Annotated in this window: 21 protein-coding genes; 12 read left to right on the top strand and 9 right to left on the bottom strand. The window is 52.9% G+C overall.

What is annotated here, in order from left to right:
* Window positions 1-102: 102 nt before the first annotated feature.
* The gene (locus ACO2Q8_RS00995; protein ID WP_423342904.1) at window positions 103-573 is read left to right on the top strand and encodes a Uma2 family endonuclease; all 471 of its coding nucleotides are present in this window, start codon (window positions 103-105) and stop codon (window positions 571-573) included.
* Here the strand turns inward: ACO2Q8_RS00995 and ACO2Q8_RS01000 are convergent, their stop codons facing one another.
* The 4 genes from ACO2Q8_RS01000 to ACO2Q8_RS01015 form a co-directional block, all read right to left on the bottom strand.
* Window positions 574-3,192: an ABC transporter permease gene (locus ACO2Q8_RS01000; RefSeq protein ID WP_423342905.1), complete on the bottom strand. Its 2,619-nt coding sequence runs from the start codon at window positions 3,190-3,192 to the stop codon at window positions 574-576.
* 68 nt (window positions 3,193-3,260) lie between these two features.
* Window positions 3,261-3,599: a PadR family transcriptional regulator gene (locus ACO2Q8_RS01005; protein WP_423342906.1), complete on the bottom strand. Its 339-nt coding sequence runs from the start codon at window positions 3,597-3,599 to the stop codon at window positions 3,261-3,263.
* A gap of 157 nt (window positions 3,600-3,756) precedes the next feature.
* Entirely contained in the window at window positions 3,757-4,455 is a 699-nt protein-coding gene (locus ACO2Q8_RS01010) for a hypothetical protein (protein WP_423342907.1), read from the bottom strand.
* Window positions 4,456-4,699: 244 nt separating this feature from the next.
* Window positions 4,700-5,413 carry a hypothetical protein gene (locus tag ACO2Q8_RS01015; protein ID WP_423342908.1) on the bottom strand — a complete coding sequence of 238 codons (714 nt, stop codon included), beginning with the start codon at window positions 5,411-5,413 and terminating at the stop codon, window positions 4,700-4,702.
* A gap of 347 nt (window positions 5,414-5,760) precedes the next feature.
* Between ACO2Q8_RS01015 and ACO2Q8_RS01020 the strand changes: the two genes are divergently transcribed.
* The 4 genes from ACO2Q8_RS01020 to ACO2Q8_RS01035 all read left to right on the top strand — a co-directional run bounded on the left by ACO2Q8_RS01020 (window position 5,761) and on the right by ACO2Q8_RS01035 (window position 8,548).
* Complete coding sequence (locus ACO2Q8_RS01020) at window positions 5,761-6,624, top strand: GNAT family N-acetyltransferase (protein WP_423342909.1); 864 nt, start codon at window positions 5,761-5,763, stop codon at window positions 6,622-6,624.
* Between the two features lie 82 nt (window positions 6,625-6,706).
* On the top strand, window positions 6,707-7,264 hold the full coding sequence (locus ACO2Q8_RS01025) for a Crp/Fnr family transcriptional regulator (protein WP_423342910.1): 558 nt from the start codon (window positions 6,707-6,709) through the stop codon (window positions 7,262-7,264).
* 78 nt (window positions 7,265-7,342) lie between these two features.
* A complete protein-coding gene (locus ACO2Q8_RS01030; RefSeq protein WP_423342911.1) occupies window positions 7,343-7,813 on the top strand; it encodes a hypothetical protein in 471 nt (156 codons plus the stop codon).
* Between the two features lie 15 nt (window positions 7,814-7,828).
* Entirely contained in the window at window positions 7,829-8,548 is a 720-nt protein-coding gene (locus tag ACO2Q8_RS01035) for a DUF4386 domain-containing protein (protein WP_423342912.1), read from the top strand.
* A gap of 23 nt (window positions 8,549-8,571) precedes the next feature.
* On the opposite strand, the gene ACO2Q8_RS01040 is transcribed toward ACO2Q8_RS01035, so the two are convergent.
* The gene (locus ACO2Q8_RS01040) at window positions 8,572-9,690 is read right to left on the bottom strand and encodes a DUF2911 domain-containing protein (protein ID WP_423342913.1); all 1,119 of its coding nucleotides are present in this window, start codon (window positions 9,688-9,690) and stop codon (window positions 8,572-8,574) included.
* 193 nt (window positions 9,691-9,883) lie between these two features.
* Window positions 9,884-10,624 carry a hypothetical protein gene (locus ACO2Q8_RS01045; RefSeq protein WP_423342914.1) on the bottom strand — a complete coding sequence of 247 codons (741 nt, stop codon included), beginning with the start codon at window positions 10,622-10,624 and terminating at the stop codon, window positions 9,884-9,886.
* 280 nt (window positions 10,625-10,904) lie between these two features.
* Here ACO2Q8_RS01045 and ACO2Q8_RS01050 point away from each other — a divergent pair, with 280 nt between their 5' ends.
* The 6 genes from ACO2Q8_RS01050 (at window position 10,905) to ACO2Q8_RS01075 (ending at window position 16,674) form a co-directional block, all read left to right on the top strand.
* On the top strand, window positions 10,905-11,198 hold the full coding sequence (locus ACO2Q8_RS01050; RefSeq protein ID WP_134034078.1) for a co-chaperone GroES: 294 nt from the start codon (window positions 10,905-10,907) through the stop codon (window positions 11,196-11,198).
* 98 nt (window positions 11,199-11,296) lie between these two features.
* Complete coding sequence (groL, locus tag ACO2Q8_RS01055) at window positions 11,297-12,931, top strand: chaperonin GroEL (protein WP_423342915.1); 1,635 nt, start codon at window positions 11,297-11,299, stop codon at window positions 12,929-12,931.
* 130 nt (window positions 12,932-13,061) lie between these two features.
* Entirely contained in the window at window positions 13,062-14,531 is a 1,470-nt protein-coding gene (locus tag ACO2Q8_RS01060; RefSeq protein WP_423342916.1) for a nucleoside hydrolase-like domain-containing protein, read from the top strand.
* A 167-nt stretch (window positions 14,532-14,698) separates the two neighbouring features.
* Complete coding sequence (locus ACO2Q8_RS01065) at window positions 14,699-14,863, top strand: lmo0937 family membrane protein (protein ID WP_423342917.1); 165 nt, start codon at window positions 14,699-14,701, stop codon at window positions 14,861-14,863.
* Between the two features lie 215 nt (window positions 14,864-15,078).
* Window positions 15,079-15,462: a hypothetical protein gene (locus ACO2Q8_RS01070; RefSeq protein WP_423342918.1), complete on the top strand. Its 384-nt coding sequence runs from the start codon at window positions 15,079-15,081 to the stop codon at window positions 15,460-15,462.
* Window positions 15,463-15,519: 57 nt separating this feature from the next.
* Window positions 15,520-16,674, top strand: a complete 1,155-nt coding sequence (locus tag ACO2Q8_RS01075; protein WP_423342919.1) for a hypothetical protein — start codon at window positions 15,520-15,522, stop codon at window positions 16,672-16,674.
* Window positions 16,675-16,677: 3 nt separating this feature from the next.
* Here ACO2Q8_RS01075 and ACO2Q8_RS01080 read toward each other — a convergent pair whose 3' ends face one another.
* Complete coding sequence (locus tag ACO2Q8_RS01080; RefSeq protein WP_423342920.1) at window positions 16,678-18,237, bottom strand: glycoside hydrolase family 43 protein; 1,560 nt, start codon at window positions 18,235-18,237, stop codon at window positions 16,678-16,680.
* Window positions 18,238-18,383: 146 nt separating this feature from the next.
* Between ACO2Q8_RS01080 and ACO2Q8_RS01085 the strand changes: the two genes are divergently transcribed.
* A complete protein-coding gene (locus ACO2Q8_RS01085) occupies window positions 18,384-19,154 on the top strand; it encodes a toxin-antitoxin system YwqK family antitoxin (protein WP_423342921.1) in 771 nt (256 codons plus the stop codon).
* A gap of 115 nt (window positions 19,155-19,269) precedes the next feature.
* Here the strand turns inward: ACO2Q8_RS01085 and ACO2Q8_RS01090 are convergent, their stop codons facing one another.
* Both ACO2Q8_RS01090 and ACO2Q8_RS01095 read right to left on the bottom strand, forming a co-directional pair.
* A complete protein-coding gene (locus ACO2Q8_RS01090) occupies window positions 19,270-19,536 on the bottom strand; it encodes a hypothetical protein (RefSeq protein ID WP_423342922.1) in 267 nt (88 codons plus the stop codon).
* Between the two features lie 369 nt (window positions 19,537-19,905).
* Window positions 19,906-22,128, bottom strand: coding sequence for a hypothetical protein (locus ACO2Q8_RS01095; RefSeq protein ID WP_423342923.1), 2,223 nt, complete (start codon window positions 22,126-22,128; stop codon window positions 19,906-19,908).
* Window positions 22,129-22,172 lie beyond the last annotated feature (44 nt).

Here is a 22,172-nt window from a genome sequence, read left to right on the forward strand (position 1 = left end):
TTAGGAGTTATGAATTATGAGTTAAGAGTTAAATGGGCTGGGAGTCGTGGCTTACGGTTTTCAGGATCAGTTTTAGTATCTTTGACTAATTGCATCTACGCTATGGAAACAAAGGCCGTTGAAATTACCGAAATCGAAACGCCACTGGACGAAACGATGTCGTTGAACCATTCCCGTCTCACCTACCGCCTGAGCATTTCCCTGGCCCCATACGATCCCCCGTTCGACATTATGCCGGAACTCGAACTGGAATTGATGACCGGACGAGCGAAACCCGATATTTCTATCTTCCGGAACCTAACCTTCAACTGGGAGGAAGACATCATTCGGTATACCCAACCGCCCATCACGGCCATCGAAATCCTTTCGCCGACGCAGGCTTTTGATGAATTAACCGGAAAAATCCGGAAAATCTATTTTCCTGGCGGGGTGCAGTCGGCTTGGCTGGTCGTGCCAACGATCAAAGCGATCCATGTTTTTTTGCCGAATCAGCCCGTTAAAATCTACACCGAAGGTGCCATCGTTGACCCTGCCACGGGCATCGAACTTCAGCTAGGTGACATTTTTCGTTAATCACTCCGACCGTAGGGACTTCACCGGGTTCATCAAAGCCGCCTTGATGCTCTGAAAACTGATTGTCAGCAAGGCCACCGTCATCGCCAGCAAACCGGCTCCCGCAAACATCCACCACTGAATCGTAATGTGATAGGCAAAGCCCTGGAGCCACTGGTTCATGGCGTACCAGGCAACCGGCACGGCCAAGAGAATGGACACCAGCACCAGTTTGACGAAATCTTTGGCTAACAGTTGAATAATGCCCGGGATTGTCGCGCCCAGCACCTTCCGAACACCAATCTCACGGGTGCGAACCTGGGCCGTATACGCCACCAGCCCGAACAGACCGAGGCAGGAAATCAGGATGGCAATGGTCGTAAAAATCGTAAAGAGCGTTGCGGTCCGTTGTTCGGTTTTGTATAGATTGTCAAACGTCTGGTCCAGAAACGTGTATTTGAACGGGTTTTCCGGATTGTATTTTTTCCATTGCTGCTCGGCGGCCGCAATTGCGTTTAGCGCATCTTTTCCGGTCGTTTTGATGTAAATGCGACCCGCATGTTTCGGATTAAAATAGAAAATAGCGGGTTCGATCTTCTGTTTCATGGAGCTAAAATGAAAATCTTTCACCACACCAATGATCGTACCTTCCCGGTCCCAGAGCTTGAACCGTTTGCCAATCGGATTCTGGATGCGGGCGGTTTTGACGGCGGTTTCGTTCAGGATATAATGGCTTGAATCAGACACCGTTCCGGTAAAATTCGCGCCCAGCGGCAACTTCATTTTAAAGAAAGGGATAAAATTTTCATCGATTGCCATCGGGCGCATCATCATGGTTTCGCCGGGTTCTTTTCCGTCCCACTCGTTCGCGCCGGTTTGCGAACCTAACTCCACGATGTTGTTGTTGCCCCGGGTTATATCAACGATTCCGGGATTTTGTAACAACTCAGCTTTCGCAACGTCGAAACGGCGGCCCAGATCCCGCCCAAAAAAAGAAAATACGTGGTTTTTGTCATAGCCCAGTTCCTTCGAACGGATGTATTCCAGTTGACGCCCGATAATCAACATCCCGGAAATCAGAATAACGGTAAGCGTAAACTGGGTGATCACCAGGGCTTTCCGAAAAACCGCATCCGTCAACCGGGCCGACACGTTGCCTTTCAGCGCCTTCAACGGTTCGAAAGACGACAGCAGCAGAGCCGGGTAAACGCTCGACGCCAGCAACGTGCCGGTGATGGTTAGCCCGATCACCGACCAGATGTGTGAATTCGAAAAATCGATGACGAGTTGTTTGCCCGAAAGCTGATTAAAGAATGGCATTAGTAGCGACATCAACCCAACCGCCAGCAGTGCCGACAACGTAAAGAGCAGTGCGGTTTCGATGATAAACTGCATGAACAACTGCGTTTTAGCCGCGCCCACAATTTTCCGCATACTCACCTCTTTAGCCCGCAGCATGGAGCGCGCCGTGGACAAATTCACGTAATTGATACAGGCAATCACGAGAATTAGCAGGGCGATGATCGTAAACATTCGGACAGTTTCCATTCCGCCTTCGCTCCCGTCGGCTTTGTACAGGTGCATGTCGGGCAAAGCCTGCAACAGATACGTCAGATCCGTATCATCCGATTTATTGCGGAGGTGAATAGTCCGTAGTTTAGTTGCCAAGGCCGAAGTCGAAACACCCGGTTGTAGCAGTAGATAGGTGTCATACCCGAATTCATGGAAGTCGTTATTTTGATTTCGACCGTCTTTTCGGCTGGAATAGGCAACATCAAACCACAGCGACATCGGCAGAAACAGATCACCTTTGATGGATGAATTTTTCGGAAAATCAGGAATGACGCCCGTGACCTTGAGGCTGTTTTTTGTATCGGTGGTAATGACTTTGCCAATAGGTTCTTCGTCTCCAAAATAGCGTTTAGCGGATGTTTCGGTCAGTACAACGGAATTATCGTCGGGAAACGGGTTGGCCGGATTTCCTTTGACCAGGCCAAAGTCAAAAACCGTGAACAGGTTCGGATCCGCGAACATCACTTCTTCATCGGCAAACGTTTTGTTCTGGTACTTGTACAGCGCGTAGATACTGCCATCTGTAACCCGAACGGCGTCTTTCACTTCGGGCACCTCCCGTTTTGCCATCTGGGCGATGGGGGCCACGGTGACGGTCCAGATCTGCTTGCTGGCTCCGGTTCCGACCTCGTTTTCGAGCCGGTAAATCTGATCGGCTTTGGCATGAAACCGGTCGAAGCTCAGTTCATCCTGCACCCACAGCAGGATCAGCATCCCAACGGCCAGTCCTGTGGTTAGTCCCGTCATGTTGATGAGCGCGTAAAACCGGTTTTTCACCAGGTTCCGCCAGGCGGTTTTGAAATAGTTTCGCAGCATAGCCGGTTGGACTAAATACGTGGTTGAATACTCGTTTGATGGTTGTTTCCGGAAAAAGGGTCCGCCAGCCCGGGGACGCAGAAAACTCAGCACTTCGCGCCCGTACTGTCTCCGGGCACAGGGCCAGCCAAACCGTCGTCCATTCCGCAAAAACCGCTCGTACAAATCCCCCTGCACTTCCTCCAGCAAGTGGGGAGCGCAGAACAGTTCCAGCAGTCGGTCGGCCCAGCGGGGCGGGGTTAGCTTTTGCATAGGGCATGGGGCGCGGGGCAGAGGGCACCGGGTCTATTGCCCTTTGCCCCATGCCCTATGCCATTTAGTTACACACTCACGGTGGGCAGGCCGTTGGGGGCAATCGAATCCCAGAGTTGCTGGCGAACGGCGCGGATGTCGTGCAGCGTCCGGCTCCCCAGAACCGTCACCGTAAACAGGCGCTTGCGTCGGCCACCGCGTTCGGCCGTGGCCTGGCCCAGGTGTGACTGGAGCATTCCTTTTTCTTCCAGCCGGTGCAGAGCCGCATGAACCGCACTGATGCTGACGGTTCGCCCGGTTTGCCGGTCCAGTTCGTCGGTGATCGCTACGCCGTAGGCCGCATCACCCAATACCGCTACTGTCAGTAACACAACCTCTTCAAACTCGCCCAAATACGATCGTCTCATGGCGTACGAGATATAATTAACTTCTGTAGAACAAATCTGCGGCCAGAAATAAAAAACGGCCTTTTCAGGCCGTTTAGACAGATTTTGCCGACACGATTGTCCGAATTCGTACAGTTGCCCTGTCCGAACCCGAACAACCGCGTCGGCTTTCCTACCCTCATGGGGCTGGCTTCAGGGCATACTGCCGATTGGGTCGATCGATGGTCAGCCAATAGGCCACGCGACTGCCCGCGCCGGTCAGTTGCAGCCGGTACGTGCCGCTCAGCAGATTTGAAATGTTCAAATACCGGTTATAACCTTCCAGTCGGCTCGTTTCACTGTAAAATACGATTTTCGAAAGTTCGTCCGTGAGTTCGATGGCAATTCGTTTTTGCTCCGGATTGGCAAAATTAATCCGAAGCTTGCCGAACGGATTCACCAGCGGATTTACCGTCAGCCGTTTGTTGGTGGCAGGCAGGACCGACGACGATGGGTCGCTGAACCTATACATTGGCGAGGTCTTGCTGAACCCGGTTTCGCTGGAAGCCAGCAAATCATACGACTTTACCTGCGAAGCCAGCAAGTGGCTGTTGACCATCCGGTCGAGCATCTCATCGAACAGCCGCATGTTTCGTTTTGTCAGTTTGACGTATTTCCCCGGCAGGGTTTCCTGATAAACCGGCTCGTTGTGGGCATTGAAAAACTGGATGACGGTGCTGCGGGTAGCGTAGTCGGTCTGCAATTTCCAATAGCCTTTGTCCGTAGTGCCACTGGCAAGGTCGTCAGTCTGGGCCAGCGCCAGCCGGTTGGTGAACAGCAACAGAACGAAGAGCAGACCACTAACGAGTTGGGTAAGTTGAGAGCATTGGGTTTTCATGGGATTGTGCATGTTGTTTACAGGTTGTTTGGGGGATAGCATTATTTCAAACTTTGCAGATCAAATGCGTTGCCAAAAATAAAAAAGGGCGTTTTGAGCAAATTAAAGGCATTTTTACCCCAGGACCATGTCCGAAACCGTACAGCCAGTGTCCGCTACCGTACCCACGGACTTTAGTCCGTGTTTTACGGCTAACTTTTTCGAGTAGAAAGCTAAAAAACACGGACTGAAGTCCGTGGGTACATTAGCGAATTGGCTTGAGCACGTACGAGCGGGGGTTTTCCTGAATCATCAGTCGATATCTATACGACTTCTGCGCCCCATCAACCTCCAGCCGAAACCGCCCCTCCGGTAATTGCGTCAGGTTCAGGGTCCGGTTATAGTGTAACTGGGCATTTTTTTCCTTGTACACATACCGCCCCTGGTCATTGAGGATAGTCACGAGAATAAGCTCCTGATACACGTTATTGATAAAAATTTTCAGCCTGCCGGTATTGTTAATCGATACATCGGAACGTAATGGACTGAGATCCTGCCCTTCCGGGGGCGAATCCAGCACATATAAGGTAGTAACCGGATCGGATGGCGGAGTCGACACAGCCTGGTACGCTCCCCCGCTCCGATCAACCGATAGTTCGTGGCTTCTGAGCTGGGGAGCCAGCAATTGATTCGACAGCAGGCGCTGAAGCATTTCGTCGAATACCCTGATGTTGCGGTTTGTCAACTTTACATACCGCCCCGACAGCGTTTCCTGATAGATCGGTTCGTGTTGGCGGTTATAAAACCGGATTTGAGTTTTCTGGGTAGCTGCGTCGGTCTGGAGCTTCCAGTACGGTTTGGCCGAATCGGTATGTCCGTAATAATCCGACTGACCAAAGGCCACATAACTACCCGTCAGCATGGCAAGCAGGGAAGCGTTTCGAAGCCTACGAACGGCTTTTAGGAGAAGAGTTTTCATGATTGTGTACTTGTTGTTTACGATTGATAAAAAGGCACTCATTATTTCAAATTTTGCAGAATAAATACATTGCCAACAAAAAGTAAACTTAGTTTTGGTTAAGAGATCGGTGTTGAGCGATTCCCCCGGATGGCAATCGTCCATTACTGGCGAGGGCAGGTCCTGGAATGGACCTGAAACTGGTCAGTTAAGAAGCTGGTGATGTCGATGCGCTAAAGAGAGGAAAAAACTGATCGACGTTGCATCGTCACGCCGGGTTCCGGTCCGGAATTCACCCGGAAAATGGCTGAGTTCCGTTGGCGGTTTCTTTCCCAAAGCCGGATTTCTTTTTCCTGTATGTTTGCAGCATGAAAGTTTTATCGCTGACAGAATTAACCCCGGACCAATTTCTGGCCGCACAGGCACTCGAAATTCACTGTAAATCGAAAGACGGTTTGACCGGCACCATCCACTGGGATAAGTCCATGAATTTCTTTCCTGCGATGCGTCACTGGTTTTTGTTATACCAGCAGGACGTTCTGATTGGACTGCTTTCCGCCTTTGCTCCCACGACCAGCCAGGTCGAACTGGGAGGGTATATTCTCCCGAACGCCCGACGAAAGGGCTGCTGTTCGATGTTGCTCGATGTGGTCGCCGATGAAGCCCGGAAATACGATTATTCGCAGCTCATGTTAATTACCGAACGCGCTTCCGAAACTGGTCAGGCCTTTGTCCGGCATCAGGGCGCGACCTATTCCAACACCGAATACCAACTTGCCTGGCACCCCCCGGCCAACTGGTCCCCCTCTCCCATTCCATCGGTACGGCTGGTTGAAAGTACGCTGGACACCCTGGAATCCATGACGCACCTCAGCCGCTCCATCTTTGGCGGCACCGACGAAGAAGCCCGACGGATTCTGGAGACAACCATGCTGACACCCCATCTGACGCAATATGCAGCTCTGCTCGGGGAGCAAACCGTGGGAATGGTTGCTATAAATTATGAACAAAACGACGCCTGGATTATTGGCCTGGGCGTGGCATCTGGCTTTCAGGGGCAGGGTCTTGGCCGATGTATTCTGGAACAAACCCTGGCTTTGCTTCGGTCAGACGAGCGTGCCAAACGCATTCTGATCGAAGTCGATTCGACCAACGAAGCGGCCCTTCATTTATACCAGAAAGCCGGTTTTCAGATTTTTATGGGCCAGGATTATTTTCGACTTTCCCTTTGAAAAAAATTATTTCGCGGAGTTAAGGGGATAAGCAGAGGCTCCGCTTAGCTCCGCGAAATAACCTCATTACCCGTCAACAACTATGAACGTTTTACACACTTTTCTCCAGCAACTCGGCCTGTCCAACGAAGACATTCTGCCACTGGGTCTTGAGCCGAAAGCGTACCGGAAAGGCGAGTACTTTTTGCAGGAGGGCCAGGTTAAACCACAGGTCGGTTTTGTGTTGAAAGGTGTTTTTCAGTATTTCTATAACCACGACAGCAATGAACTCACCACCTACATTGCGTCTGAGAACAACTTTATCGTGTCGCTGGGGTGTTTTCTGAAGCAACTGCCCGCCAAAGAGAACATCCGGGCGTTGACCGATGCCGAAGTGTTCATCATTCCTAAAACACAGTTCGACCTGCTCCGTGCCCGCAACGAAGCCTTTCAACGGTTTTATGTTGAGATGCTCGAACACGAACTTGTCTGCATCGACGAGAGTCGTTTTAACCTGCTCACCCTCACGGCCGAAAAACGCTATCAGAAAATGCTGGCCGAAGAACCTCACCTCCTGCAACTCGTTCCGCAACAGTACCTAGCATCCATTCTGGGCGTCACTCCCCGCCACCTCAGCCGCATCCGGAAAAACATCCGCTGACGGATTTATAGACAAATGTCCGGTAGATTCGCCGGGCCGCGACCGAGTTTTGTATCGTCAAATCAATCCAAACACGACATGAAACCAGTCCTTCTTTTTCTACTGCTGATTTCGGGCACGGCTACGCATGCCCAGGGTCGGTTTTCCGACCACGAATTGAGTATCAACGCCTTCCGGAATCCATCTATCGGGCTGGAATACCGCTTCCGGCAGCTATCGGTTCATGCCGGTTACTACCCGACGATTGTTTCGCAAAACCGGGATGGCGTCAATGAAACAACCTCCTTTTTCCGCACCGGCCTGACGCTCTGGTTCTTGCCGATTGGCCGGAAACCGAATCCATCGTCATTCTACACCTCCCTCTCCTACGTGCGCGGACTTGACCGCTCGTACCGCAACGACAACGGCCTGCTGGCCGATGCCGGTTTTCGTTGGATGGTTTGGAAAGGGCTGAATCTGCGGCTGGGCGGGGCTGTGTTGATGTCACCCAACCACGACGTCAAGGTCAATCCGACCCCCGGCCTGAGCTATTCTTTTTTCTTCAAGTGATTCCTGTTGTCATCCATGAAAACCAGTGGAACGTTGCTCATCGCCGGAGCTATTTTGGTCCTGATTCCCTACACTATTCTGACTATCATCTTCCAATATCCCGACGTTTTGCGGGAAGATCCTGGCGTTATTCTTACCCGGTTTCACGCCGGAGGTGCCTGGCTCGTTGTGGTTTGGTGGGCATTTGCCTTAACCGGTTTGCCACTGCTCGTTGCGTACGTTAGATTGGGTCAGCGGTTTGAAAACCAGCACCCACTCGTTCGAACCGCGACGACCTTGGGCATGATTTCCGGAATTACGCAAATCATTGGCTTACTCCGCTGGGTGTTCGTCGTGCCGGTGCTCGCCGATCGCTACGTACAGACCACCGACCCGGGTATTCGGGCGTCCATTGCCGTTGTTTTTCAGGCCATTCACCAGTTGGGCGGGGTATTGCTGGGCGAACACCTCGGACAGTTGTTCACCATCGCCTGGATGGTTCTGATGGCACGGGTGTCCGTCGATCTGAAGCTTTTCCCGCGCTGGGTGGCGGTTTTTGGGTACGGGGCTTCGGGGGTGTATTTGCTGGCGCAAACCGAGTTGGTAGCGACGGTCGTACCTGGTTTTCCGGTGGTTGGCTGGGCAGGACTGGTGGGGAGTACGCTGTGGCTGGCCTGGCTGGTGGTGGTTGGGGTTCGGTTAGTTGTTACACAGAGTTCATCAGAGATTATCAGAGGAGATCAGGGTTTTCTCTGATGAACTCTGTGTAACAGCCCATTTCACATATTCGCGTCCTTCCCTTCTTCCAGCTTCTTAATCATCCCGGCTACGCTGTTCTTGTTCAGTTCGTTGGGGGCTTGCGGGAGGGCGGCTTTCAGGTACGGTAGGGCTTTTTTATAGTCGCCCAGCGCCGACAAAGCCCGACCCATGCCGACATTGGTCGTAAACACGTTAGGGTTCTTATCGTAATTGACTTTGAAAACCTCGTAGGCATCTTTATTGCGTTTCTGCTGAAGGAGCGTCCGGGCGTACTGGTGCAATTCGTTCATATTGCCCATCGGTACCGCTTCTTTCATGACGGCATCGGCTTCGGCTTGTCGGTTGAGTGTCGATAGCACCAGCGCTTTCGTGCTGAGGGTCTGGAAGTTCTTCTGTCCAATAAACGGCAGATTCACCGACTGATCGGCCCAGACCAGCGCCTGGTCCAGGTCAGCCTTGTTCCGGACGCAGTAGTTGGCCGCCTGCACAAACGACTGCCAGGTAAACCCTTGTGAATTCCGCAGTTCGTTTTTAAACGAAGCCAGTTGAATCTTGACGACATCGGCTTCCACCCGGAAAGGGATCATCCGTTTTTCCCACAGCAAGGCCACCGTTGCCGAGTTGTCGGTTTGGTCGATGAACTCGTATTTGAGCCATTCCACACTTTTGTCGAGCGGCTGATTTTTGATCGTCACACGCAGAGCATCTTCAGCCGGGTCGTAGAAGAAGCTTCCCCAGGAAGTCGAGTTTTTGGAGAAAATAACCGTCGTTTCGGACTCGCCCAGGATCATATGCAAACCGTATGACCCGGCGGGGAGGTCTTTGCCTTCCACCTTCACATCGGTCGAAAACGCAATAACGGTATTTTCATTGGCCCCGGCCCGCCAGGGGGCGGCTTTGCTGCTGCCAAAACCGAGATCGACCAGGCCGTAATGAGCTACTGGAGTGCCCCAGATTTTGCCTTCGCGGCCTTTCACGCCGGGGCGGCTGTAGGTAATCGAGATGGTTGTCAGACCGATGTTTTCCGAAACGGTCGCTTTTTTGTTGCCCCCTTCGGGAATGGCGGTGAGTTGCTGGGCCGAGAGAACGGCGGAATACAGGGTCAGCAAAAGGCAAATGAGAATAGACGGTTTTCGCATAGGAAGGTTGATCAAGTGTATCGCACGAAAATAAAACACTTCCCGGCGGCATGGACTCCCACAGATTGGGGGATTTAAGGGGGGCTTAGTGATTACACAGGGTTGATCAGAGATTATCAGGGGTTATCAGAGAGCACCCTGATTAACTTCTGATGTCCTCTGATTAACTCTGTGTAACAACCCCACAAACCCGTCACGCCAGCCCCTGGCGCTCCACGAGCTGCCCGGCCATCGGGAGCAGGGTTTCTTCCAGCGGCAACCGGCGTCGGGATTCCACCATGTAAGTCGCCGGGTTGGGCAGGTGGGGCCGTCGGCGGATGAGTTCAAGCTTTAGCGTTTCGTAGGTCACGCCAACACTTTTCCGCACCGAGTCGATGTAGCGGGTATGAATCGGCTGCTGACCGGTTTGGCTGGCCGACCAGAGCTTACGGCCCGGCAAAGCCAGCGTGGGCCACGATAAGCAGAAATAATAAATATGCGTTTGTGAATGCGACGTCCAATGGAGAAACAGGTATCCCTCTTCCCGGCGAAGCGGCAGCATCCCGATGGGTGTCAGGGTCAGGTTGGCTTCCAGTTCATCGGCCATCTGTTGCCCTTCTGTCAGCATTCGGCCAAACCGGGGTAAGGCAAAGGTCATGATCGAGTCGATTTCGGCCATAAACTCATCGTCTCGCTGGCGTGGCTGGTACCGTACCGTAAGACTTTCGGGATCAATCCCGGTGGCTTCCTTGGGAAACGAGGCAGAAAGGCTACCTTTGCGGTTCTGAAACCGAAGGCCGGTTTCGTAATGCTCGCGCAGTTCCGTCAGGTCCGGATACAACTTTTTGTCAGAGAAGTGCCGCTCAACGTGTTGCAGGTATGCCAGAACGACAAACTTTTTGTACTCGAAATCAATCAGTCCTTGCGTCAACCAGTCTTTCTGAAGTTTTTTCATAGACACGCAAAAAAGAAAAACCGTCAAACTTGTTGCTAAGTAAGTTAACGAAAAATCGGAATCTGCCAAATAGTGTTTGGTATTTTTTTTCATTAGCCGAAAAGTCTACGCCGTAAGACCTTGATTTCCAAACTGACACCAAAAACCGGTAATTTTGTCAGTCTCTAACTGACATGGGTGTCTGGCACAATAAATGCCTACTGGACGAGCGTCAGTTCGACAGAACCGTCGAGCCCTTTATTAACCACAATCAATTCAACTTCTAAAACACAAGCCCATTATGGAAGCAGTAACGGAAAGTAAAGTAAACGTAAGACCGTTGGCTGACCGGGTGCTGGTTGAACCGGCTCCTGCTGAAGAAAAAACCGCATTCGGTATCATCATCCCCGATACGGCAAAAGAAAAACCCCAGCGCGGAACGATTGTCGCTGTGGGTACGGGCAAAAAAGATGAGCCGCTGACCGTTCAGGTGGGTGACACGGTATTGTACGGCAAATACGCTGGTACGGAAATCACTGTAGAAGGCAAAGAGTATCTCATCATGCGTGAGTCGGACATTTTTGCCATCATCTAAGTCAATGATGAATGAGTAACGATGAACGATGACACCATCCTTCAGCCGGTTTTTTCATTCATAATCCATCATTCATAACTCATCATTTCATTACTGCTATGTCTAAGAAAATTTTCTTCGATACCGAAGCCCGCGACAAGATCAAGAAGGGCGTTGATACCCTGGCGGATGCTGTGAAAGTAACGCTCGGACCCAAAGGCCGCAACGTTATTCTCGACAAGAAATTCGGCTCACCGGCCATCACCAAAGACGGTGTGACGGTTGCCAAAGAAATTGAACTGAAAGACGCCATGGAAAACATGGGCGCTCAGTTGGTGAAAGAAGTGGCTTCTAAAACCGCCGACTCAGCCGGTGACGGTACGACGACCGCTACGGTTCTGGCCCAGTCGATCTACTCGATCGGGGTGAAAAACGTAGCCGCCGGTGCCAACCCGATGGACCTGAAACGCGGGATCGACAAAGCCGTTACGGTTGTTGTTGAAAACCTGCGTCAGCAATCACGCGCTATTGAAACCTCTAAAGAAATCGCTCAGGTCGCAACGATCTCGGCTAACAGCGACGAGGAAATCGGTAACATGATTGCCGATGCCATGGAGAAAGTTGGGAAAGAAGGTGTCATCACCGTGGAAGAAGCCCGCGGAACCGAAACGGAAGTAAAAACTGTGGAAGGGATGCAGTTCGACCGGGGTTACCTGTCGCCGTACTTCGTAACCAACACCGAGAAAATGGAAGCTGAACTGGAGCGTCCGTTCATCCTGATCTCGGAGAAAAAAGTGTCGTCGATGAAAGAACTGCTGCCGGTGCTGGAGCAGGTGGCTCAGACGGGCCGTCCGCTGCTGATCATCGCCGAAGACGTCGACGGAGAAGCCCTGGCTACGCTGGTGGTCAACAAAATCCGGGGTGCGCTGAAAGTAGCCGCCGTAAAAGCGCCGGGCTTTGGCGACCGTCGGAAAGCCATGCTGGAAGACATCGCCATCCTGACGGGCGGCCAGGTCATCAGCGAAGAGCGTGGTTTCAAACTGGAAAACACCTCGATCGAATACCTGGGTCAGGCTGAAAAGATCATCATCGACAAAGACAATACGACTATTGTCAACGGGGTTGGTCACAAAGAAGATATCGCCGGTCGCGTCAATCAGATCAAAGCACAGATCGAAAACACGACCTCAGACTACGACCGTGAGAAGCTGCAGGAGCGGCTGGCCAAATTGTCAGGTGGGGTAGCCATCCTGTACATCGGTGCGGCTACGGAAGTCGAAATGAAAGAGAAGAAAGACCGCGTTGACGATGCCCTGCACGCAACCCGTGCGGCCGTTGAAGAAGGGATCGTGGCCGGAGGTGGTGTTGCCCTGATCCGGGCCATCAAATCGCTCGAAAACGTCAACACGCTGAACGAAGACGAGAAAACCGGTGTGCAAATCATCCGGACCGCTCTGGAATCTCCGCTGCGGACCATCGTGGCCAACGCCGGTGGCGAAGGCTCGGTGATCGTCAACAAAGTGAAAGAAGGCGAAGCCGACTTCGGTTACAACGCCCGCGAAGACAAGTTCGAAAACCTGATCGGCGTCGGTATCATCGACCCGACGAAGGTGACGCGTCTGGCGCTGGAAAACGCTGCTTCGATCGCCGGTCTGCTGCTGACCACCGAGTGTGTGGTTGCCGACGAACCGGAAGAAGCTCCCGCTGGTGGTGCCGGACACGGCCACCCGGGCGGCATGGGCGGTATGATGTAATTCATCGCCCGCGATTCATCACGAAAGCCCCGGCCCGACGGTCGGGGTTTTTGTTTTGTGTGTCCATACGGTTTTTTGGGAAACTTTTTAGAGATTGAATTGCCATAAACCATCCTAAATCCGTTCCCTCATGAACCCGTTGCGCTTTTCGGTTCTCCTCTTCCTGCTCATTCTAAAACCGGTCCTACTCCTGGCCCAACCATATTCGAAGTCCCGGGTGATCGTACTCACGGATATTGAAGCCGATCCGGACGATGCCCAGTCGCTGGTCCGGTTTCTGGCCTACGCCAACGAATTTGATGTCGAAGGGCTCATCGCCACCACCTCGACCCACCAGCGAAACCGGGTCGCGCCCGAAAGCATCCACAAAATCCTGAATGCGTACGGCAAAATCCAGCCGAATTTGCTGAAACATGCCAAAGGCTATCCAACTGCCGCCGAACTGAAAGCGAAGGTCAAAAAAGGGCTGGCGGTCTACGGCCTGACAGGCGTCGGTGAAAACAAGGACTCCGAAGGTTCGGACTGGATCATCCGGATGCTTGAAAAACCGGATGTACGCCCGGTCTGGATTTCGGTCTGGGGTGGCCCGAACTGCCTGGCGCAGGCCCTCTGGAAAATTCAGAAAACCCGACCGGCCCCGGAAGCCGCCCGCCTGTACCAGAAACTGCGTGTATACACCATTTCGGACCAGGACGACTCCGGCCCCTGGATTCGGAAAACGTTCCCGGACGTTTTTTTTATCGTCAGTCCGGGCAGTTACCGAACCGCCACCTGGTCGGGCATCACCCGCAACTTTCCGGGGGCCAACAACGAGGTGGTCAGCAACGCGTGGATTGCCCGGCATATTCAGCAGGGGCACGGGCCGCTGGGGCTGGAATACCCGGATGTGGCTTACGGCATGGAAGGCGACACGCCCTCGTTTCTGGGCCTGATTCCCAACGGACTCAACAACCCCGAACACCCGGAATACGGTGGCTGGGGTGGCCGATATGAGCTATACACCCCCGTAGCTGAACCCTCGGCCGGGCCACCAATGAGTGGCCGCACGCAGGGGGGCCAGGTGGTGACGATGCCGGTTTCCGGCACCGAAACCCGCCCGATCTGGACCAATGCCGAAGATTCCTACTCACCCCTGGTGGCATCAAGCTGGGGAAGACCGTATGTAACGGATACAACCCGCTACAAAAGCAGCCAGGTGACGCTGTGGCGCTGGCGGGAAGACTTCCAGCACGATTTTGCCGCCCGCATGGACTGGATGGTAACCGATTACAAACAGGCGAATCACCCGCCGGTCGTCAAGCTAGCCCATCCAACTACTTTGCGCGTGAAGTCCGGGGAAATATTTGGCCTGAATGCCGAAGGAACCTACGACCCGGATGGCGATGCCCTGAGTTATTACTGGTTTCAGTATCCGGAAGCCGGTACATTCAAAGAACCGGTTCGGTTTGCGCCGTTTTCACCCAACCTGATCAATCTCCACACCATCAAAGCCCCGGATGTAACCAGCCCCCAAACCATCCACTTTATCTTAAAAGTGACCGACAAAGGCACACCGGCTCTGACACGCTACCAGCGCGTGATTGTTCAGGTATCGCCCTGATTGTGTAGATATTTCCCCAAAACGATGACGATTTGTGTAGTTTTTCGGTACAAATTTATCAGCAAAACCCCTCAATTAGCCTATAAACCGGCTTTTCGGGCTTTGGCATACATTTTTCTGTTTAGCTGAACGTACACAACTTATATTCACCTAAATAAGGAAACGTCATGGGAAATCTGCTTTATGTCATTGCGGTGGTTTTGATCATCCTTTGGTTAGTCGGCTTGTTAGGTTTTGGTAGTTTCGGTCTGGGCAACGTTATCCACGTTCTGCTGGTGATTGCCGTAATTGCCATCATTTTACGATTGATTCGCGGAGACAGGGTCGTGTAAAGAAAGCTGGATCAACAAATATGATAAAGAAAAAGCTCCTGGACTTCCGGGAGCTTTTCAGTTTTATTTACCCTAACCCCTAAAGGGTGCTTTCTGCACCCTTTAGGGGTTAGGGGCAAAGGAGAGTATCAAGGGCCATTTATTTTTAAGCAGCTTATTAAACCTCAGGCCCAAACAAGCATCCAACCCACATCAACAACAAATTCGAAACGGACATGAAAAAGGCATTGATAATGATCGCGACCGTGGCACTGATGATCGGGGGCTGTGCATCGCCCCGAACCACAACTGACCGGTACGATCGCTACGATCGCCGGGATGACCGCTACGGCCGGTACGACGACCGGAGTGTTCGGGAAATTCCGCTGGAAAACAAACTGGAACGCTGGCAGGATGAATTGCGGCTGACCAACCGCCAGAAACGCGAAATCCGGAACATTCAGGAACGCTACGAACGCCGGGGCCTGACCCGCACTGAGCGCAACGACCGACGCGAATACCGCGACTTGGTGCGGCAGAAACGAAAAGACCTGCTTTCGGTGCTGAACAACCGCCAACGCGAACGGCTCCGTCAACTGGAACAACAATACCGGAGTTGATACAACCACCTATGAATGATAAGGGCGCCCACCGGCGCCTTTTTCTTTTTCCGGGAAATGAATACCTTACCCATTCATTTCCTGAACCGCATCATGATTCAAAACCGCCTTCCGTGGCTAACACCCCTCGTCGGCCTGCTTCTGCTGACGCTCCCGGTTTTTTGCCAGAAAATAAAACCACCCAAACGGAACACCACGGTTTCGATCAGGGGCGACCAGTTTTATATTAATGGAAAACCGACGTTTCAGGGCCGAAGCTGGAACGGCTATAAGATTGAAGGCTTACTGCCCAACGCGCGTCTGGTGCAGGGTATTTATGACGACCGAAACTCTTCGACCCGACCGAAATGGGCCTATCCCGACACCAAAACCTGGGATGCTGACCGCAACACGGACGAGTTCGTAGCCGCTATGCCGGTCTGGAAAGCGCATGGGTTGCTGGCGTTTACGCTCAATTTGCAGGGCGGCAGCCCGGAAGGCTACTCGAAAGACCAGCCGTGGATCAATTCCATGTTTAACCCGAATGGCTCGTATGATCCGTTCTACTCCCGTCGACTTCATCGCATTCTCAACAAAGCCGACGAACTCGGCATGGTGGTGATTCTAGGGTTGTTTTATTTTGGGCAGGATCAGTACCTAAAAAACGAAGCCGCCGTGATCAATGCCGTCGATAACACGTTGGATATTCTGGCCGATGGCGATTACCGAAATGTGATCATCGAAATCAACAACGAATGCGATATCCGCTACGACCACGACATTCTGAAACCGGAGCGCGTGCATGAACTCATTCAGCGCGTGAAAAACCGCAAAATCCGGGGCCACCGGTTTCTGGTCAGCACCAGCTTCAGTGGCGGCAAAATCCCGACGGAAAACGTCGTCCGCGAAGCCGACTTTTTGCTCTTACACGGCAACGGTGTGAAAGATCCGGCCCGGATTACGGAAATGGTGCAGCAAACCCGCGCCCTGGCTGGCAACCGGAAAGTGCCCATCGTATTCAACGAAGACGATCATTTCGATTTCGACAAACCGGCCAACAACTTCCGGTCGGCCACCATCGCCTACGCGTCGTGGGGCTTTTTCGATTACCGCATGAAGGGCGAAGGCCTGGACGACGGGTATCAGTCACCCCCGATCAACTGGCAGATCAGTTCTCCGCGCAAGAAAGCTTTTTTCGATTACCTGAAAGAAATCACCGGCGGGTTACCCTGACCGTTAGTCGTACCGCAAGGCCACGGCCTGAACCGCCCCTCGCCCTTCGCCCGAAACACTGAGACCAATCCGCGGGGCGCGGTCCCAGCGGGGCAAGAAGGCACCCTCGACCGGCGACGTGGTAAACCGCTCCGGTTTTCCGTTGTCAATAGTCCAGTAGAAATCAAAATAGGGGCCGCCGTAGCTCTGAATCTGCAATTGCACCGGCCCGGTTGTTGCCGGCAACGGCTGCGATTTCAACACCTGCCGAACACCGTCTTTAATCTGCCAGAGTTCCAGCGTTTCCCGCCCGACACCCAGGCCCAGCGCATGGGACGCATCACCATAGAGCGTAACACTCTGCATCGCATCGGATTTCGGCAGCACCCTTGCCGAGAACGTATACCGTCCTTTTTTCAGTACCATCCCCAGAAAACTGCCGGTCGGACCCGTCGCTGTGTTTTGCAGGTGCAACACGCCCTTCTCGACCGTAAACGACGGTTTCGGCTGGCTGACATCCCACACCCAGGGCATTTCAACCGGCGGTTTTTCAAAATCAATGACCAGATCCCGGCTGGTCAACGGAGCAGTTTTTGTGGGCGATTCGGCCTGTGCGGGCGTTGTGTTTCCGTACCGAAAAACCGGCCAGGCGGTTTTGGCGTCCCAAACCAGCTCGCTCAGCACGCCCTGGCGACCCGTAAAGGTGAAATCCGTGCCGTTGTAGGCGTGGTGAAGGTAGAAATACCGGTTGTCGGGCGTCGTAACCACCGTTCCGTGCCCGGGGCATTTCCAGGCCTCGTCGCCCACCAACACGGGGTTTCCGGCAAACTTCTCCCAGGGGCCTTGCAGTGTTTCGGCCCGGGCCAACCCGACCTGGTAGTTGCAGCCCGTTCCGCAGCAGGCATTGCCCGAATAGAGCATGTAAAAATACCGCCCCCGCCGGAAAATTGCCTGGCCTTCAGCCCCGCCCGCTTCCCAGGTGTTGCGTTCGGCAGTCAACAGATGAAACGCCTTTCCGGTTACCTTCAGACCGTCGGGCGATAGTTCGGCCCCCAGCAGCTCAATGTCTTTTCCCTTGTCAAGTCCGTAGGCTTTCCAGGTAATGAATAGTTTCCCCTGATCCTCGATTACGTACGCGTCGATGGCTTCGCTGGTCCATTCGAGCAACAAACCGTGATCGGTAAAGCCTTTCCGAAGGTCGCGGGTACTGGCAACGCCGATGTACGAACGTTTGTCAGCTTTCCGGCGGGCGGTGTAGTAGACGTAAAACGTCCCGTTCCGATGGAATAGCTCGGGTGCCCAGTAACTACCCATCGTCCAGGTCGGTAAGCTCTGAAAAACCGGTCCGACATACGTCCAGTTGATCAGGTCAGGCGAGGTGTAAATCGGGTAAGCTGGCCCCCATTCCGAGGAGGTCCCGACGGCGTAATAGGTGTCGCCCACCCGGATCACCGAGGGGTCGGCAAAGTCGCCCGCAATCACCGGGTTTCGGTACGTATTCGTGGCCTTTTGCTGGGAAAAACTGCGGGTAAAGACTCCCGTTAAAACCAAAACAAAAAAAAGTGCTTTATTGAGTAACAGCATGAATTCAATTCTTGTTATATTGAACTTAAGTAGTAAATAATAGTACCAAAGCAATAGATCGGTACCCATCTACCTGGGTTATTCGCCAAACCGGTGAACAAAAATACCGATGCTTATTCATTCATCCATCTAGATCGTAAAAACTGATGAACGCTTTTTATCTCCTCTGCTTTACCAGCCTCCTGCTGGCTCGCCCGGATGACGAAACCAAAAAGAGAAACCGGTTGGATAACCGGGTTGAGCGCCGACAGTATCGCAATTCGATTGAGGAAATTACCTACCACGATCGCTGGAAAAAGGTCGCCACGGTCCGACTTTTCGACTTGAACAACCAGCGTCTGGCCGAAGAACATTACAGCGATTTCCAACAGCGTATTCGGCACGGGCGGGCCCGGTTTTGGTATCCCACCGGCCAACTTCACTGGACCTGCGACTTCAAAGAAAACCAGATTAATGGTCCGTTCTTCTCCTATTACGAAGATGGGACGCTGAAACGACGGGAATTGTACCGGCAGGGTTTTGCGCGAAAAGGCGAGTGTTACACGGCTGACGGCACCGCTGTCGACTGCCAACCCCTCGTACAACCCTCTGATTTTGAGGGCGGTTCGAAAAAGTTTGTTCAATTTCTGCGCGAACGGCTCCGGAAGTTTCAGCCCACCAATCCGTCGCAGTTCATTACCTTGGAAGGGAGCTTGTCAGAAGAAGGCATTCTGTTCGGACTACACCCGGTTTCGTATATTGAGCAGCGTTCCGCCGAACGTGAGATGGTTCGGCAAATGGTCGAGGCTTTGCGGGATATGCCACGCTGGCGCCCCATGATCATCGACGACCAACCGGTTCAAAGCGACGTACTGATTAGCATCTATTTCAGCGACGGCAAACTCTTCAGCGCCAGCTACGGGGCGAATGCGTTGTGAATGAAGAATTAAGAATGAAGAGTTGCTTTGCAGACGGGGTCACCCGGCGGTTGAGCGGAGCAAAAAATACCCCCGGCTGACTTTCAGCCGGGGGTTATTTGTGTCTTACATCAGGTTACTTGTAGTGTCGGTCGCGAACCATGCGGATGTTATTAAACATCGGTAATTCCTCCACACAGTCGGCCGGGATTTTGCCCCGCTCAATCCAGTTGTGAACCCGTTGGATTGACATTCGATGCTTTTTGGCATAATCCCGAATGGACAGCCATTCGCCCAGGTCGAGTTCATGTCCGTGCTTGCGCAGGAAGGCAAGCGTCTGTTGCTGCCCCCGTTTCAACTCCTCCAGTTCTGCGGCCAAGTCAATTTTTGCAAGATTTTCCATGTTAATCGGTTTGGGAATGGAAGCCTGTTGCCCTCGGTGTTACTCATCATCCGCCTTCATGGCTTTCAGCTCACTCAGAATTTTCTTTTCCTTCGTCAAAAAATCTGCCCACTCCTTCTGTTCATCCCTTGCCTCAATGTCGTAAGTGATGGTTCAGAATGTTCATGAAATACGCTAAACGGCTTTCGTGTAAGGCGATTAATTTGTCTAGCTCTTGGCGGGTCATAGCATGGCTAATCGAAAATAAAGATCCGCATTGTTTAGTAATTAAACAACCCCTCGCGTAAGTCTTTCTCCTAGAAACTCTGCGTAACCGCCGGGCGGCCCCGTCTTTTTACCTCCGTTCATCTCCGCGAAACAACCACCTTTTTACTTACTCGGCCCGGAGATCACCCCCAGATACCTTCCCATCCAGTAGGGCAACAAGAACGAATCACCGGCGCTGAGTTCGCTCTGGCCGTTGCCGCCGGGCCGGTCGAGTTTGAACAGGTTGCGGTTATGCTTCAGTTCAGGGCGTTCGTCGGGTGGCAGCACCTCGCTCGTGGTCTGTCCCCGAAAATTTTCCGGCACAAACGCCAGGTCTTTCCGGTGGCTGTTCATAACGGACCACTCGATCATATCCAGTGGGAATTCCTGCAAATGCCAGATGCTTTCGGGCAAATCAAACGAGTCCGCACCAGTCATGGCGTAACTGAAATTCCAGAGGCTGTTTTTCTCCGGGCGTTCAAATTCCCAATGTTCTTTGATGGTCGCGCCAAACCGGGTTTTCAGGTCAACATCGAACGCGTACGGATACAGGCACCAGTAGGCCAGAAAGTACATTTCATCGTCGGAATGATTCCACTCTTTGGCGAGCATCTTGGCCCAGTCGCTGGCGTTGGCGGGTGCCGGGCCAATCTGACTCAGTGACCTCAGCGCATTATCGAGGTATCCGTGTTTCTGCATCAGTTCATAGGCCTTTTCCTTATAAACCGGCTTTTTCGTGAAATGATAAGCCGCCTGCAAAAACGCGAGGATGTTGGAGGAGTTGATTTTCCGGTCGCCGACCATCGTCGGAAAGCCATTGACATAATCCGGGTGCCACTTGGCCCAGAGCGTCGGTTTCCCATCGAAATCAATCAGGTACCAGTCATTTCGAATGATATTAGTCATCAGCTTGTCAATCAGATCAATGGCGCGCATCCGGGTGTCGCCTTCCGTCAGTTCGGCGATCTGGGTCAGGGCAAAAAACTGGCCGACGGTCTGGTCGCTGCTGGTGGTGCCGCGCCAGTCCCAGCGCCGGTCTTTGGCGTGGGTCCAGCCATTCGTCAGCCCGCCATCCCATTTTTCCGGCTTAAACTTAAAGTAACCGCTTCGCTCAAAACCACGCGCAAAATAGCCAGGCATATCCGTAATCGTAAACAGGCGCTCCATCGCTTCGAACGACTCCATCCAGTTCTGCAACGCTTCGGGCTCGCCGGTTACTTTGTAGCGGTATAACTGACTAACCAGGTACATAGCCGTCCAGAGGTTGTCGCTGTCGCGCTGCCCCATTTCGAAGGTCGACAAATCGCCGTTTTTCAGCGTTGAAACATCGCAGTTGAACCCGTAGCGAATGTGCCGCTGCCGCACCTGCTTTTCGTACAGCAAAGCTTTCTCATGCAGGGTCATATTCCGAAAACGGATCTGCCCTAAGCCTTTGGTTGTCAAGATTAAAACCGTATTCCCTTCGCCTTCCGAGATGTGCATGACCCGGTTTCCGGGCAACCACCGTTCTCCGTAGTAATAATCAAACCGGCCATCAGGTCGCAACCGGAATGCACCCTGATTTGACCCAAACCAGAGGTTGCCATGAACGTAGGCTATCGTGGTCAGATCAGGCACCGGAAGCTTTTTCTGAACCGCCCCTACGGCTTTTTGCTGCTCCGGATCAAAGACAAAATAGCCCTCGTGCGTGCCGACATACACCTGGTTCTGAACGATGTCGAAGCAGGTCAAGCCGGGTTGTACAAGAACGGTTTTGAGTTTTTTATCCGACAAGCTGAGTTGGCTCAGCGACTGATTACCCAGCAGCCAGAAGCGGTTTTTCTCCGCATCGTACCGGATGGCTTTCACCGGATCGCGGTCCATTTTTCCGGTCCAGACAACCGTTGAATCCTGCAACAGCTTCAGCGTTGTACCGTCCGACACCAGGTAGGTCGAGCGGTCGGCGGCCGGGCAGAAAAACCGGGCATTGGGCAAGCCGTGATTCGCCAGCAACTTCCCGGCCCAGGCGTTGCTGAACACGGTTTGAGCATCCAGGTAAACAAATTGCCGCTGCGTCAGGCCGAGATCCAGCAGTTTTATATCGCTCATCGGTCGGTACGCCCGAACCGGTTCCAGCGTTCCGGGATACTGAAACTGCCCGCCCTGTGGTTGCAGCAAGCCTTTTTCCGACAGCACCTGAACCATCCCGTTGCGGTCGGTGTAGACTTTCGAAACCCGAACGGTCGTGTCGTTCAGGTAATGCTTGACGCTGTAATCCTGCGCATACGGCACATCCTGATAAACCGGCCGCTGGGCGTACGATTGCCAGACAAGAGTGGTGAGAAAAAAGAGGAGAAGTGGTTTCATTTTGGGGGTAGTAAGCCTTGGTTGTTACACAGAGTTAATCAGGG

The sequence above is a fragment of the Larkinella sp. VNQ87 genome (assembly GCF_049445795.1).
Classification (GTDB): domain Bacteria; phylum Bacteroidota; class Bacteroidia; order Cytophagales; family Spirosomataceae; genus Larkinella.